General features: G+C 48.8%; 12 protein-coding genes and 2 tRNA genes. 10 read left to right on the top strand and 4 right to left on the bottom strand.

Annotated features, from left to right (window positions below; translation table 11 throughout):
- The 5 genes from ACO6V1_RS19130 to lapB all read left to right on the top strand — a co-directional run.
- Window positions 1-252, top strand: a 252-nt coding sequence (locus ACO6V1_RS19130) for a (d)CMP kinase (protein WP_422468064.1), incomplete at its 5' end; no start/stop codon positions are given.
- A 256-nt stretch (window positions 253-508) separates the two neighbouring features.
- Window positions 509-2,188: a 30S ribosomal protein S1 gene (rpsA, locus tag ACO6V1_RS19125; RefSeq protein ID WP_101749090.1), complete on the top strand. Its 1,680-nt coding sequence runs from the start codon at window positions 509-511 to the stop codon at window positions 2,186-2,188.
- A gap of 340 nt (window positions 2,189-2,528) precedes the next feature.
- Window positions 2,529-2,828, top strand: a complete 300-nt coding sequence (gene ihfB, locus ACO6V1_RS19120; protein WP_209199672.1) for an integration host factor subunit beta — start codon at window positions 2,529-2,531, stop codon at window positions 2,826-2,828.
- 15 nt (window positions 2,829-2,843) lie between these two features.
- A complete protein-coding gene (locus tag ACO6V1_RS19115) occupies window positions 2,844-3,203 on the top strand; it encodes a hypothetical protein (protein ID WP_422448297.1) in 360 nt (119 codons plus the stop codon).
- Window positions 3,196-4,368, top strand: coding sequence for a lipopolysaccharide assembly protein LapB (lapB, locus tag ACO6V1_RS19110; protein ID WP_422460770.1), 1,173 nt, complete (start codon window positions 3,196-3,198; stop codon window positions 4,366-4,368). Before ACO6V1_RS19115 ends, lapB begins: the two co-directional genes overlap by 8 nt.
- A 249-nt stretch (window positions 4,369-4,617) precedes the next feature.
- On the opposite strand, the gene ACO6V1_RS19105 is transcribed toward lapB, so the two are convergent.
- Window positions 4,618-4,693 (bottom strand) — tRNA-Asn (locus tag ACO6V1_RS19105).
- Window positions 4,694-4,779: 86 nt separating this feature from the next.
- Window positions 4,780-5,928, bottom strand: coding sequence for a pyridoxal phosphate-dependent aminotransferase (locus ACO6V1_RS19100; protein WP_422448293.1), 1,149 nt, complete (start codon window positions 5,926-5,928; stop codon window positions 4,780-4,782).
- Window positions 5,929-6,237: 309 nt separating this feature from the next.
- On the opposite strand from ACO6V1_RS19100, the gene uvrB reads away from it, so the two are divergent.
- Both uvrB and ACO6V1_RS19090 read left to right on the top strand, forming a co-directional pair.
- On the top strand, window positions 6,238-8,250 hold the full coding sequence (uvrB, locus tag ACO6V1_RS19095; protein ID WP_422448291.1) for an excinuclease ABC subunit UvrB: 2,013 nt from the start codon (window positions 6,238-6,240) through the stop codon (window positions 8,248-8,250).
- Between the two features lie 81 nt (window positions 8,251-8,331).
- Window positions 8,332-8,407, top strand: a tRNA-Val gene (locus ACO6V1_RS19090).
- Window positions 8,408-8,467: 60 nt separating this feature from the next.
- Here the strand turns inward: ACO6V1_RS19090 and ACO6V1_RS19085 are convergent.
- Together ACO6V1_RS19085 and ACO6V1_RS19080 are read right to left on the bottom strand one after the other, a co-directional pair.
- Window positions 8,468-8,692 carry a hypothetical protein gene (locus tag ACO6V1_RS19085; protein ID WP_422448289.1) on the bottom strand — a complete coding sequence of 75 codons (225 nt, stop codon included), beginning with the start codon at window positions 8,690-8,692 and terminating at the stop codon, window positions 8,468-8,470.
- A gap of 522 nt (window positions 8,693-9,214) precedes the next feature.
- A complete protein-coding gene (locus ACO6V1_RS19080) occupies window positions 9,215-9,844 on the bottom strand; it encodes a hypothetical protein (RefSeq protein WP_422448287.1) in 630 nt (209 codons plus the stop codon).
- A gap of 299 nt (window positions 9,845-10,143) precedes the next feature.
- Here ACO6V1_RS19080 and purE point away from each other — a divergent pair, with 299 nt between their 5' ends.
- From purE to ACO6V1_RS19065, 3 genes are all read left to right on the top strand, one after another.
- Window positions 10,144-10,626, top strand: a complete 483-nt coding sequence (gene purE / locus ACO6V1_RS19075; RefSeq protein ID WP_101749099.1) for a 5-(carboxyamino)imidazole ribonucleotide mutase — start codon at window positions 10,144-10,146, stop codon at window positions 10,624-10,626.
- Window positions 10,627-10,637: 11 nt separating this feature from the next.
- A complete protein-coding gene (locus ACO6V1_RS19070) occupies window positions 10,638-11,786 on the top strand; it encodes a 5-(carboxyamino)imidazole ribonucleotide synthase (RefSeq protein WP_422448285.1) in 1,149 nt (382 codons plus the stop codon).
- 320 nt (window positions 11,787-12,106) lie between these two features.
- Window positions 12,107-14,140: hypothetical protein (locus ACO6V1_RS19065; RefSeq protein ID WP_422468062.1), on the top strand; the 2,034-nt coding region annotated here is incomplete at its 3' end.

Below are 14,140 nucleotides of genomic sequence, written 5' to 3'. Positions count from 1 at the left end.
AAAGTCTTCCTGACCGCCAGCGCCGAAGAGCGGGCCAAAAGACGTTATGACCAGTTGCATCAAAAAGGGATTGATGCTAGCTTTGATCGCCTTTTGGCAGATATTCAGGCCAGAGATGAGCGAGATAGTCAAAGAGCTGTAGCGCCGCTCAAGCCTGCCGATGATGCCATCATTCTCGACAGTACCCGCATGAGTATCCAGGAGGTATTCAATAAGGTGCTGGAACAGATGCGCCTGAGAGGGCTGGTTTAGGGATTTTCCTGACAGCCTGCCAGGGAAGTGGGTTCGCCACTTCAGCAAACCTGAGTGCGCCATAAGTTGCACTCAACATTATCTGGAGGTTCGTTTCTGGCGTTAAGCCAGCATTGCAGATTCGAACCTGATTAAAGTAACCCACTCCGGCTGGCGGTGTGGATGACAACCAGTGTACGTTATCCGGTTATCATTGGCTGGTTTTTGCTGATAAGGCAGGGACTTTGCAGATGCGTACACTGTCACAGGAAAAATCATGAGCGAAAGCTTTGCAGAACTGTTTGAAGAGAGCCTGAAAGAAATCGAAATGAAGCCAGGCGCCATTGTCAGTGGTGTTGTGGTTGATATCGACAGTGACTGGGTAACTGTTCATGCTGGCCTGAAGTCTGAAGGTGTTATTCCCAAGGCTCAGTTTCAGGATGAGAACGGTGAACTGACCATCGCTATTGGTGATGAAGTCCAGGTAGCTCTGGACGCGGTAGAAGACGGTTTCGGTGAGACCCGTCTGTCCCGTGAAAAAGCCAAGCGTATGGAAGCCTGGAAGGAACTGGAAAAAGCCTTCGAAGCTGAAGACGTTGTTAAGGGTGTTATCAGTGGCAAGGTCAAGGGTGGCTTCACTGTTGACGTGGCGACTATCCGTGCGTTCCTGCCAGGCTCTCTGGTAGACGTTCGTCCGGTTCGCGACACGGCGCACCTGGAAGGCAAAGAGCTTGAGTTCAAGGTTATCAAGCTGGACCAGAAGCGTAACAACGTGGTGGTTTCCCGTCGCAGCGTTCTGGAAGCTGAAAACAGCGCTGAGCGTGAGCAGCTGCTGGGCTCTCTGCAGGAAGGTCTGGAAGTTAAGGGTATCGTCAAGAACCTGACTGACTACGGTGCCTTCGTTGACCTGGGCGGCGTCGACGGCCTGCTGCACATCACTGACATGGCCTGGAAACGCATCAAGCATCCTAGCGAAATCGTTAACGTTGGTGACGAAATCAACGTTAAGGTCCTGAAGTTTGACCGTGACCGTAACCGTGTATCCCTGGGTCTCAAGCAGCTGGGTGAAGATCCATGGGTTGCTATCACCAAGCGCTTCCCTGAAGGTGCCCGTGCTTCTGGCCGCGTAACCAACCTGACTGACTACGGCTGCTTCGTTGAGCTGGAAGAAGGTGTTGAAGGTCTGGTACACGTTTCTGAAATGGACTGGACCAACAAGAACATTCACCCATCCAAGGTTGTTAACCTGGGTGACGAAGTTGAAGTTCAGGTTCTGGACATTGACGAAGAGCGTCGTCGTATTTCTCTGGGTATCAAGCAGTGCAAGACCAACCCATGGGAAGACTTCTCCGGCTCCTTCAACAAGGGCGACAAGCTGGCTGGCAAGATCAAGTCTATCACTGACTTCGGTATCTTTATCGGTCTGGACGGTGGTATCGACGGTCTGGTTCACCTGTCTGACATCTCCTGGAACGAAACCGGTGAAGAAGCTGTTCGTCAGTACCGTAAGGGCGACGAAGTAGAAGCGGTTATCCTGGCGATTGACGCTGAGCGTGAGCGTATCTCCCTGGGTATCAAGCAACTGTCTGAAGATCCGTTCAATGCCTACGCTGGCCTGAATGAAAAAGGTTCTGTTGTTAAGGGTATCGTTAAGGAAGTCACTGCCAAAGCGGCTGTTGTCGAGCTGGCGGAAGACGTTCTGGCTACCCTGAAAGCTTCTGAAATCAGTGTTGACCGCGTTGAAGACGCAACTAACGTCCTGAAAGAAGGTGAAGAAGTCGAAGCTCGTATCATCAGCATCGACCGCAAGAACCGCAACATCAGCCTGTCGATCAAAGCGAAAGACCAGGCCGATGAAAAAGCAGCGATGAAAGAGTTGCGTACCAAGCAGGACGAAGAAGCTGCCGGTCCGACCACCATTGGTGATCTGATCAAGGCGCAGATGGAAAACAAATAATCCATCCTGTTCCTGATTGCTCAAGGGGTGCTTTTGTTTGAAAAACTGCCACTGATAGCAAAGAAAACCGCGAGTGCTTTTGCCTCGCGGTTTTTTTTGATCAAAAGGTTGTGTGAGATTTAGCCATTGTATTGCTTCGCTCTCAGCCGGGAACAGGAAGTGGCAGGTATTCTTATGAAATGTGTGGGCTAATCAAAGGGTTGCTTGATTTCTCGGTGTGGGTTAGCTAGTGTAGAAACAGTCTGGTTATTTAAGGCGCATTTAAACAATAAGCGGTGTCTAAGAAGGTCTGCAGGATCTTTTAGACATTCCGGGAATGGCAGGGAAAGGAAAAACGACGATGACCCGGTCTGAACTGATTGAGCGGATTGCCGAGTTGCAACCGCAGCTCTCTATCAAGGATATTGAGTTAGCTGTAAAGGCTATCATTGAGCAAATGTCCGATTCGCTGGCCAATGGCGAGCGGGTTGAGATCAGGGGGTTTGGTAGCTTCTCCCTTCATTATCGTGCCCCAAGAGTCGGGCGTAACCCTAAAACCGGTGAAGCTGTGAGCCTTGATGGCAAATATGTTCCCCATTTCAAACCGGGCAAAGAGCTGCGGGAAAGGGTGAATCGTGGCTTACAGGCAGAAATGGATTGATCGTGAATTAAGTTTATGGCGAGCTACGAGTTGCCTCTTGTCAAGAGCAGTTTTACGACAATAGTCGTGTGGTTCAAACGTCTTCTGGTTTTGGCGTTGTTTGTTGTTTTACTGGTGTTTTTCGTCAACTTTACCCTCTCCAATACCGAGCAGATCAGCCTTGAAATGGGTGGGTTAATGATGCCGACCGTAAGCAGTTCCACGCTGGTTATGGTGCCCTTTGTACTGGGTGGCTTTGCCGGTTTGCTGGTTTCCCTGATGCTGGTTATCCGTTTGCGACTGGCTAATGCCAGCCTGAGAAGAAAGCTTGCGCGGCGTGACGCCGAACTCCAGAAGTTGAGATCCAGTGCCCTGAAAGGGTTAACGGATGCCTGATATTGCGTTATTGGGCCTTATTCTAGCTGCAATCGTCATTGGTTATTTTCTGGGCTGGCGTGATCAGAAGAGAAGGCGGGTGAATAGCTCTGGCCAGCTGTCGAAGGACTATTTTGTTGGTCTGAATTATTTGATTAATGAGCAGACGGATGAAGCTATTGATGTCTTTATCAAAGCCCTGGATATCAATAATGACACCGTTGATACCTATCTGGCGCTGGGAAACCTGTTTAGCAAGCGCGGAGAAGTGGAAAAATCCATCCGTGTTCATCAGGACTTGCTGGCGCGCCCAAGCCTGACGTCCATCCAGTCTTTCCAGGTTCAGCTTGCCCTGGCTCAAAACTACTCTTCTGCTGGTCTGCTGGATCGTGCTGAATCCATTCTGATTGATCTCAGTCGTCAGAATCATGAGCTGCGGGACCAGGCCTTGCAGCAATTGTTGCGTGTCTATGAACAGGAACGGGAGTGGGTTAAGGCAGCAGAAGTTGCAGAAAGGTTGAGGCCGGGCCGGGGAGAGCACTTTGCTGTCATTCTGGCACATTATTACTGCGAGCAGAGCGAAACAGCCCTTAAGCAGAATGACCGGGTAAATGCACGCCGCCTGATACGTCAGGCGTTTTCCCGGGATAAGAACAGTGTCAGGGCCAGCCTTTTGCTGGGTCAAATGGAATTTGACGAAGGCAGCTACAAAGAGGCAATTAAAGTGTTGCAGAGAATATCGGTTCAGGATATCAGCTTCATGCCCCTCTCGCTGCCATTATTGGAGAAATCTTTTGAGCATACGGGAAGTGTGAGAGGGCTTGGCGCTTATCTTGGCCGTTGCCTGAATGAGCGTCCCGGTACTGCGGTTATCATTGCAATGACTCGTCTTTTGCTCAGGGAGTCAGGGGAGTCTCAGGCTGTTAACTTTCTAACGGCGCAACTTGAGCGTCATCCTACACTGAGAGGCTTGAATGAGCTGATTGGTCTTCGTCGTCAGTTTCAGGGTGACCTGTCGGACAATGTACTGGAATTGATTCACCATCTTACGGCGCGGATGCTTGAGTTTAAACCGGTTTTTTCCTGTGGTCGATGTGGTTTTTCCGGGAAAGAAATGCACTGGCAATGTCCCCGCTGTCATCATTGGGGAACAGTGAAACCGATTCAGGGTTTTGAGGGAGAGTAGCTCCAGTATTTATTTACTGTATTAGTCTGAATATGTTTCTTGAGAATTTCTGTTAATCCCTTCTTGTTTTGACAGGACTTCAAAACGTTATTCTAGCTTTGAACCAGACTCAGGACTGCCAACGGCGCATCACGTTTTTTTGGAAGGGACCGGGTTGACCAGGGAAGAAAGTTAACTGGATAGTTCCAACGAGGTAAAGTTCACTTTTGATGAACCATAAGGGTAGAGCGCAGTGTACTGATAGAAGTGTGGCTCCCCGAGCTGGACTCGAACCAGCGACCCAATGATTAACAGTCATTTGCTCTACCAACTGAGCTATCGGGGATCAAAAGATAAGGTGAATGATACCTTGCTTGTTGTGCCTGTCAAGTTACTGAGTACCAGAAGCTGGTACTCAGTAAAAATAGTCGGTCAGGTCAGGGCCGCTTGAAGTCTGTCCAGAGCCTTTTCCAGCGCTTCATCGCTGGTGGCAAATGATAGTCTCATGCAGCCATCAGAACCAAAGGCAGAGCCGGGAACCAGGGCAACGCCTTTTTCCAGGAAGAGAGCTGCCAGATCCGTATCCTTGGTAAAGCCCAGCTTTTTCATTGCTTCACTGAAATCAGCAAAAGCGTAGAAAGTACCGTCACCCTCAATAGCGCTCACGCCCGGCAGTTGATTCAATCGGCCAACAACGTAGTCATGGCGCTTCTTAAACACCTTGACCATCGCTTTCACGCAATCCTGTGACCCATTCAGTGCCTCAACGGCAGCAGCCTGGGCGATAGAGCAGGGGTTGGAGGTGCTCTGGGACTGGATTTTTTTCATGTTTTTGATCAGCCACTCTGGCCCGCCAGCGTAACCGATCCGCCAGCCGGTCATGGAGTAAGCCTTGGAGACGCCGTTCAGAACAATCGTGCGGTCATAGAGTTCAGGGCAGACCATCAGGATGTTGCAGAAAGGCTCTTCAGTCCAGAGGATATGCTCATACATATCATCGGTGGCGATCATTACCTCCGGGTACTTTTTCAGCACATTGCCTAGCGCTTCGAGCTCTTTGCGGTTATAAGCGGTTCCGGTCGGGTTTGAGGGGCTGTTGAGTACCACCAGTCTGGTTTTGTCAGTGATGGCGGCTTCCAGTTGCCCGGGAGTGATTTTGAAGCGGTTTTCCAGACCGGCTTCTACGATAACCGGCACACCCTCGGCGATGACCACCATATCCGGGTAAGATACCCAGTAAGGGGCTGGAATAATGACCTCATCACCTTTGTTCAGCAGTGCCAGGGCCAGGTTGAAGAAGCTCTGTTTGCCGCCGCAGGAAACCAGAATCTGGCTTTGGCTGTATTCAAAGCCATTATCCCGCTTGAATTTATCAATAATGGCCTGTTTCAGCTCGGTGGTTCCATCCACGGCAGTGTATTTTGTTTTCCCTTCAGCGATGGCTTTGACCGCTGCGGCTTTAATATGCTCCGGAGTGTCGAAATCGGGCTCTCCGGCACCCAGGCCAATAATGTCATGTCCGGCAGCTCTCAGTTCGGCAGCCTTGGCGGTGACTGCCAGAGTTGGAGATGGCTTGACCATTTGCACGCGTTGGGATGGATGACCAGTCACAGTTTTCCTCATTTATGGTTGTAACACTGAGAATTATAATGCTGTTTGCCTTCCGCTATTGGCTGGAGAAGTTCTCCCGGAGTCTGTGTAAGCTCTCTGCTGGTTTGGTTAGACTTCCTGTGGCGGAAACTATCTACCAATAGCTGTACTATAACGGTGATGAGTAGCAATTATCCGTCATGCGACCAACAGAAGGCATCATACACAATACGATGTACCGTTGGTATGCGTTTGTCGGTTACCGTTGGCAAATTTTTCTGCTCCAGATGGAAGGGTAGCATGAGTCGATCGTTTAAAGTTTCTTCCCGCTTCGGTCCTGCCGGTGATCAACCGGTTGCTATTGAACAGCTGGTCAAGGGCATTGATGCTGGCCTTGCCTGCCAGACATTGCTGGGGGTAACAGGCTCCGGCAAGACCTTCACGGTGGCCAATGTGATCGAAAAAATACAGCGGCCGACGATCATCATGGCCCACAACAAAACACTGGCCGCACAACTCTATGGTGAGTTCAAGGAGTTCTTTCCAGACAATGCCGTGGAGTATTTTGTCTCCTACTATGACTATTACCAGCCAGAAGCCTACGTACCTACGTCAGATACCTATATCGAGAAAGATGCATCGGTTAATGAACATATTGAACAAATGCGTCTCTCTGCCACCAAGGCCCTGATGGAACGACAGGATGCGATTATTGTGGCAACGGTCTCGGCCATTTATGGTCTGGGTGATCCACAGTCCTATCTGAAAATGATGATGCATCTGGACCGTGGAGACAGGGTGGATCAGCGAACCATTCTGCGTCGCCTGGCGGAATTGCAATACACGCGCAACGATGCGGATTTTCGGCGGGCCACTTACCGTGTTCGTGGTGATGTTATTGATATTTTTCCCGCTGAATCGGAAAAAGAGGCGGTCCGTTTGGAGCTGTTTGACGATGAACTGGAAGCCATCAGCGAGTTTGATCCGTTGACTGGCGAGGTTCTGAGAAAATTGCCCAGGGCGACCATATATCCAAAAACTCACTATGTGACCCCCAGACAGACCATCCTGGATGCAGTGGAAGCCATTAAGGTTGAGCTGGTGGATAGGCTCAATGCCTTGCGCGATAACAACAAGCTGGTGGAAGCTCAGCGACTTGAACAGCGCACGCAGTTTGATCTGGAAATGATGATTGAGCTGGGTTACTGCACCGGCATTGAAAACTATTCCCGCTATCTCTCCGGCAATAAACCCGGCGAGGCACCGCCAACCCTGTTTGACTACATCCCGGATAATGCATTGCTGGTGATTGATGAATCCCATGTGACTGTGCCGCAGATCGGTGCCATGTATAAAGGGGATCGCTCTCGAAAAGAGACACTGGTGGAGTATGGTTTCCGCCTACCTTCTGCCCTGGATAACCGTCCTATGAAATTTGAAGAGTGGGAAGGACGACGGCCGCAGACTATTTTTGTCTCTGCGACACCGGGTAAGTACGAGGAAGAGAACCAGGGGCAGGTGGTTGATCAGGTGGTCAGGCCTACCGGTCTGGTGGACCCGGAAATTGAGGTCCGACCGGCCTCCTCCCAGGTGGATGATCTGCTGATGGAGATTAATAAAACCGTTGCCAAAGAGGAGCGGGTGCTGGTCACGGTGCTCACCAAACGTATGGCCGAGGACTTAACTGAGTTTTTGCATGAGCAGGGTGTCCGGGTACGTTATCTGCATTCAGATATTGATACGGTGGAACGGGTAGAGATTATCCGTGACTTGCGTATTGGTGCCTTTGATGTGCTGGTGGGTATCAACCTGCTGCGGGAAGGCCTTGATATGCCAGAGGTCTCCCTGGTCACTATTCTCGACGCCGATAAGGAAGGCTTTCTGCGTTCTGACCGTTCATTGATTCAGACCATTGGCCGTGCCGCCCGAAACATTAATGGCCGGGCAATTCTCTATGGTGATCGGATGACCGGCTCCATGGAGCGGGCAATCAGCGAGACCAGGCGGCGTCGCAAAAAGCAGATGGCCTACAACAAGAAACACAATATTACGCCAAAAGGTGTTGTCAAATCGGTGGCTGATATCCTTGAAGGGGCTGTTGTGCCCGGACGGAAGAAAGGCACTAAAGCTCATAGAGCAGTGGCAGAGCCGGGAACTGAGTATCAGGTTCCCATGACCCCGGACGTCATGGCCGCGACCATCAAGAAGCTGGAAGCAAAAATGATGGAGCACTCCCGTAACCTGGAGTTTGAACAGGCTGCTGCTGTCAGGGATGAAATTGTCTTGCTCAGAGAGCAGGTTTTAAAACACTGAGAGTAGGTATTTACACTGTTAGAATTAAGCTGATTGAAGTGTTGCATTTTTTAGCTGCATTGATAATATACGCACCACTTCAGTCGGTTAGCTCAGTTGGTAGAGCACCACCTTGACATGGTGGGGGTCGCTGGTTCAAGTCCAGTACCGACTACCATTTATTCTTCATCCTGCATTCCTGCTCCCTCGTTCACTCCTAAACAAATTTTTTTTTTTGCTACCGGGTGGTCTCTGGGTCAGGTGCCTCTTCCATTTCCATTAGCTGATACCACTTCGCATCCAGTGCTTTCAACAGTTTTCCGCTGTCGTCTTTTGTATCAACCAGCCAGCCAGATGGGCAGTCAATAGAACGATAGCAGCGGATGACGGTTCTGCGGCGGTTTTTCTGGACCGGATAAAAATGAGTGGTCACCTGGTCTCCAGGCTGAAAAGGCATTTTCATGGCAGACTTCTGATATTTACCTGGTTTAGTAATCGACTTCGCATGTTGCTGTATTGCCTGTAAGGCTGACTGCTGAGACTATAAATAATATATCGGGTTTCTCAAAGCGGTTTCATTGGCGTGAAACAAGCTATTACATTCCTTGGGAACTATTCATATTTAGACTATCCAGCCTGTTTGCGCTGAACAGTTTACATCGGCTTATCAGGAATTGACTTTACCAGGGGACTGAACTGCCTTCGACCGCAGGTCAGCCTGACTTCGCCAGTAGATAGCACGGCAGATATTGGGGGAGACTTTGCGTTAACGCGATCGGCTGCATCTGATCAAGATGGTCCATCAGTGAAGATGAGTTCTATGTCAATAATGGCTCTTTGGAGGGTACCATGAGATTGATCGATGGATAGTAAAAGAAGATTTATTGCTGCCCAGGGTTTAAGGCAGCATTTCATGCTTTTTTTACGACAGTAAACTTATATTTTCCTGAAAAGGATTTAAATTTTCAGTCTGATAAGCATCAGCTTAAACACGTGCCCACCAACTTTCAATTCGACCTTTTCCTGCTTTAAAAGCAGCTTCACTAGCAGCCCCGGCTCTCTTAGCTGCCTGTAAGTATTGCCCATCCGCTAGCTCTTCCTTCATCTTTGAGGTATTTGTCCTCATTGCTTCTTCGTTTGTAAGGATAGCCAACTCTGATTTTGATTCATCTCTGGATTTTTTAAGGGCTGCTCGTGCTTCCTGACTACGATAAAAGTGAAGTGTTAAACTCACATTGCAAGTAAATATTTTAAAGTAATGTTTAAACTTTTCTAGCCAGACAATTTTACGCTTGGAAAGATCTTTTCCGCCAATTTCAACCTTGCCTGGTTGAGGTGCTCTTTTAGCATGTACTTGTTCAGTCTCTCGGTCAAATGCTTTACCTCTTCCAGTTTTTTTAGTGTCTTTAGGTTTTCCAGCTCTTCCAGCTTTTTCAGCTTTTTCAGCTTTTCCAGCGATTTTATTGTTAAGTTCACTAGCGGCTTGAGCAAATGATGCAGCGCTATTTTTAAATTCTTTAGATTGTTTATTTGTTTTTCCGAGTCTAGCCCCACGATTTTCAAATTGAGGCTGCGTCGGTGGTGTATGCCCTGTTCCCTTGAAAAAAACAAACATAGTCCGTACTCCTTTCTAGACCAATTTTTTCGTCAATATATGGAATAATGAGTAAAGGTAAAATTATACTTTAGTATCATTTCTCTATAAAAATAAGCTAATCTATTGATCTATATAGAATTATATTAAATCAGGTGGTTGCTTTCAGTTTTAAAAGTGACGGATGGCTGCCAGGATGCCTTGTCTGTAAATTGCAGAGCCATTCTTTTGCAAGCCTGCTGGCCACGACTTGGTCTGTTTTCCCTGAAGGCAAACGGGTTATATGTGCTATTATTGCCGCTCAGAATAAAGGAGTGGTTATGACCGTTGCTATTATAATGGGGTCCAGGTCCGACTGGCCCACGATGCAGCATGCAGCTGAAATGTTGGAAAATTTCGGCATCGACTACGAAACAAGGGTTGTTTCTGCCCATCGCACTCCACAACTACTGGCAGATTATGCCTCTCAGGCTGCTGCCCGGGGAATCAAAGTGATTATTGCCGGTGCCGGGGGGGCTGCACACCTGCCGGGAATGGCTGCCGCCTTTACCAGCCTGCCGGTGCTGGGGGTTCCTGTTAAATCCAGGGCATTGAACGGTATCGACTCGTTATTGTCTATATGCCAAATGCCCAAAGGTGTTGCAGTCGGTACTCTGGCCATTGGCGATGCCGGGGCGGCCAATGCCGGTCTGTTGGCAGCACAGATTCTTGGTTGTCAGCAGCCAGAGTTGCAGGCCAGAATTGATGATTTCAGGAAGCTGCAAACCGAAACTGTATTAGCGAATCCTGATCCTGCCGAGTGATAAAAAGCAGTATGAATATTCTAGTGTTAGGCGCGGGCCAGCTTGCACGCATGATGAGTCTTGCGGGCGCACCGCTGAATATCAATATCCTCTCCTATGATGTCGGCTCCACAAAGCTGATGCATCCCCTGACGCTTCAGGTCAGCGATCAAACCCTTTCACAGGCTATTGCTGAATGTGACGCCATCACCGCTGAGTTTGAGCATATTCCTGACGATGTGCTGACTCTGTGTGCTGCCTCCGGAAAGTTTTATCCTGGTAAGCAGGCCATTAAAGTCGGCGGTGATCGCAGCATGGAGAAAGCGTTACTGGATAAAACCGGTGTGCCCTGTGCGCCTTACCAGCTGATCACCGATCGTTCTCACTTTGATGCAGTCATCAAGAAGCTTGGGCTGCCACTGGTTATTAAAACCTGTCAGGCCGGCTATGACGGTAAAGGGCAGTGGCGGGTCTGGTCAGACAGTGATATTGAGCAGATCTGGTCGGAAATGTCAGAATTTCTGGCTGTTGGCAGTGAACATTCACCCCACTCGATTATTGCCGAAAAAATGATTCCCTTTCAGCGCGAGGTGTCGGTCATTGGTGCCCGGGACAAACAGGGTAATATGGCTATTTATCCGGTCACTGAGAATGAGCATACCAATGGGGTTCTGACGCTATCTATTGCGAAATCCATCTCTACCGGGATTCATCAACAGGCGGTGGACGCCTTCAGCAAGCTGGCTGCTGAAATGGACTATGTCGGGGTCCTGGCCATCGAGTTTTTTGATGTGGATGGCCAGCTGATGGTGAATGAGATAGCCCCCCGGGTGCATAACTCCGGCCATTGGACCCAGCAGGGAACCCTGTGCAGTCAATTTGAAAACCATCTCAGGGCCATTGCCGGTTTACCCCTTGGCACCACTGAAGCCATTGGCCCCAGTGCCATGATTAACGTTCTGGGTCAGCCTGATATTCCCGCTGAAGTGTTGTCCGTTGCCAATGTCACCAGCCACTGGTACGGCAAAAGCCAGCGCCCCGGTCGTAAAATGGGGCACATCAATCTGGTGGCTGAGTCAGAAGAGGCGCTGGGTGAAATGCTGGTGGCTCTCTCTGCGTTTTTACCTGAAGATGACTATCCCGGGGTTGCCCGGCGAGGTCTGGATTTATCACTGGACTAATTCAAAGATTTTCCTTTCAAACCGGGGGCGATGTAACTGAATGGTTATGTCGGCTTCTCTATTATCTACCGAAGTTTGGCTTGATTCTCTCTTATCATTTTTTATTCAAGCAAGATGCTTTTTGATCAGGAACTGCAATCAAGCATAACTTCAACCCATTCTCCATTAATATCGAAACAGAACAACTTCCACAGGGTGAGTCATAGGATGTTAGTACAACTGACAAATCGGTTAGTGATTTATATAAAAGCACATTGTTAACTAGCCAATGATCTGAATAGAACCTGTCCGACAGTTTTTAACATACAAGGTGAAATGTAATGGATACCAGCAGACCCCCAGGATTATTAAATGAATCCTATACTTATATCAAAAACACGCTGGCAGAATTTGAAGCAATTCATAAGAATCATCAATTGGCAGAACTGAACATTTCCCTTGAATTGAAACACGCTGGCGATCCTCATGAGGGCGAGGTATGGCATCGAAAAGTTAAGGTAGTTCAATCTGATACCTCTTTGCAGCAACGTTTTTTAAGCCTTTTCACAACAGAGGGTCGTAAGCAACGCCGACAAAATCATGAAGCGGCTGCTTTATTCCGTGGTCAGTTATGGGAATTACTCCAAACTGAAAAAACGCCTTACATTCTAAAAAAACAGGTCATACAGGCCGTGGAAAATGGCGTTCTGCCTTTTCTTAAAGAATCAGAGTATAAAGCGATAGTCAGTAGTCAGGATACCATTCTAATTAACCCGAAAGAACGTAAAATTTTCCGTGAAGCCGCTGGATTTCTGAAAAAAGAACTTTCCAGATTGTTGTCTCGCCTACCCCGGGTGACGTTGGATGATAGCAGAGAAGTGCTGAAAGCCTATTATAAACTCATTATTCTGTCACCGGAATTGTTACCGGATGAGCATAAAGCTCACAAAGCTTTCAGAAAGCTGGAAAAGCATTTTCGTAATACCCGGCAATCGGTTGGTTTTACTGACCTGAAAGATACCATCGCCCTGTCCGTTTTACATGACATTCGGGAGGAGCTGTCGCTTGCAGAGTATCAACAATTAACGAAACGAATCGGTAATGTATTTACCAAACCATACTCCCCTCGTAAGCGGGCTTTGCGGAATGCACTTAACCTGATTTTTGGTAATGGCCTGGGTAGTTCGTCTGTGCAGGGCCATCCACGGGAGTTGGTTTCTGCCAGGGATCTGGCCTTGCTTAAAGATAGCTATCAGGGGCTATTTTTTCGTTACTCGCGAGTACACCGGCTAGAGGAAAATCTGTTTGCCGACGGTCGTGCTGTAGCGGCCAGAATAAGTCGATTACCCAGTGAATTGAGAACGCTTGATCTGGACCGGGTTAAACAAGACTTTCAGCAGTATGAGTCCTTAAGGAGCACTTTGTCCGCAGAAAAACAGGAACAAGACCAGGAATTTAAAGCACTCGAAGCCCGTTGCAAAACACATCGGGCCTTGATAGCAGAGGGTCGGGCGGCATTATTGCATGTTCAGCTGACTCAAGGGCGGCTCTGGGAGTTAAATCTGTTATTAGAAGGTATAGGAAAGGCCAATATCTATGGTACTGATTCTGAACACAATCAGCAGATGTTCAAAAAGCTGCTGGATTTGGCTCAGTTAAGAGGACCACAAGTGGATTTAGCCCAGCTGGACTGGATCATAGCGCAGAACAAGAAAGCCAACAGACATCCGAATGTTGCCATTGAAGGCGCTGGGCCAACAGGGCTGATGCTGGCTTTCACCCAGTTTCAGGAGGGGGCCAATGTCTCAGTGTTTGAGAAACGGAGCACTGCATATAACCGGGTGCAAGTGGTTCGACTGGACCCTAAATGGATGGATATGCTGAAATTTTATCTTGGAGAACATTACTACGACCTGTTCGGTGAAAATGGACAGGCTGGAAAGGGTATGGTTCGTACGGATGGTTTGGGAGAAAAGGCAGGCGAAATTGTCACTCACCGGCTGGAAGAGGCTCTGAATCATAGACTGGCTGACCTGATGGCACGCAATTACGATCATACTTCCCAGCGTGATGACCCGCAGAAAAACCGATTGGAGCGGTTAGCTGCCTATGAAATGACCAGGGTAGAGGCCGGTGAACAAGGCTATACAGTACAGGCTAAATATCACCCCGGGAATGATCCCTCTCCCTTTGCCAGCGGCAAGAAAAAGCCACCTGCCGGTTATCAGAAACCTGAAGCAACGGTAACCCGTCCTGTGGATTTAGTGATTTGCGCCGGGGGTAAACATAGTCAGCTGCGTAATAAATATATGCGGGACAGGGCCGTAACGTCTGCCCGAAGCTATGGTGTCTGTTCCTGGGAAGGCCCAAAGGAC

The organism is Endozoicomonas sp. ALC013 (assembly GCF_049310205.1).
GTDB lineage: Bacteria > Pseudomonadota > Gammaproteobacteria > Pseudomonadales > Endozoicomonadaceae > Endozoicomonas.
Note: the sequence above shows the minus strand (reverse complement) of the source record. Positions and strands in the feature narration are given on the sequence as shown.

What these genes read in the sequence shown, in the direction of transcription:
- rpsA (WP_101749090.1), top strand. Translation starts at nt 509, where the DNA reads ATGAGCGAAAGCTTTGCAGAACTGTTTGAAGAGAGCCTGAAAGAAATC.
- ihfB (WP_209199672.1), top strand. Translation starts at nt 2,529, where the DNA reads ATGACCCGGTCTGAACTGATTGAGCGGATTGCCGAGTTGCAACCGCAG.
- ACO6V1_RS19115 (WP_422448297.1), top strand. Translation starts at nt 2,844, where the DNA reads ATGGCGAGCTACGAGTTGCCTCTTGTCAAGAGCAGTTTTACGACAATA.
- lapB (WP_422460770.1), top strand. Translation starts at nt 3,196, where the DNA reads ATGCCTGATATTGCGTTATTGGGCCTTATTCTAGCTGCAATCGTCATT.
- ACO6V1_RS19100 (WP_422448293.1), bottom strand. Translation starts at nt 5,928, where the DNA reads ATGGTCAAGCCATCTCCAACTCTGGCAGTCACCGCCAAGGCTGCCGAA.
- uvrB (WP_422448291.1), top strand. Translation starts at nt 6,238, where the DNA reads ATGAGTCGATCGTTTAAAGTTTCTTCCCGCTTCGGTCCTGCCGGTGAT.
- ACO6V1_RS19085 (WP_422448289.1), bottom strand. Translation starts at nt 8,692, where the DNA reads ATGAAAATGCCTTTTCAGCCTGGAGACCAGGTGACCACTCATTTTTAT.
- ACO6V1_RS19080 (WP_422448287.1), bottom strand. Translation starts at nt 9,844, where the DNA reads ATGTTTGTTTTTTTCAAGGGAACAGGGCATACACCACCGACGCAGCCT.
- purE (WP_101749099.1), top strand. Translation starts at nt 10,144, where the DNA reads ATGACCGTTGCTATTATAATGGGGTCCAGGTCCGACTGGCCCACGATG.
- ACO6V1_RS19070 (WP_422448285.1), top strand. Translation starts at nt 10,638, where the DNA reads ATGAATATTCTAGTGTTAGGCGCGGGCCAGCTTGCACGCATGATGAGT.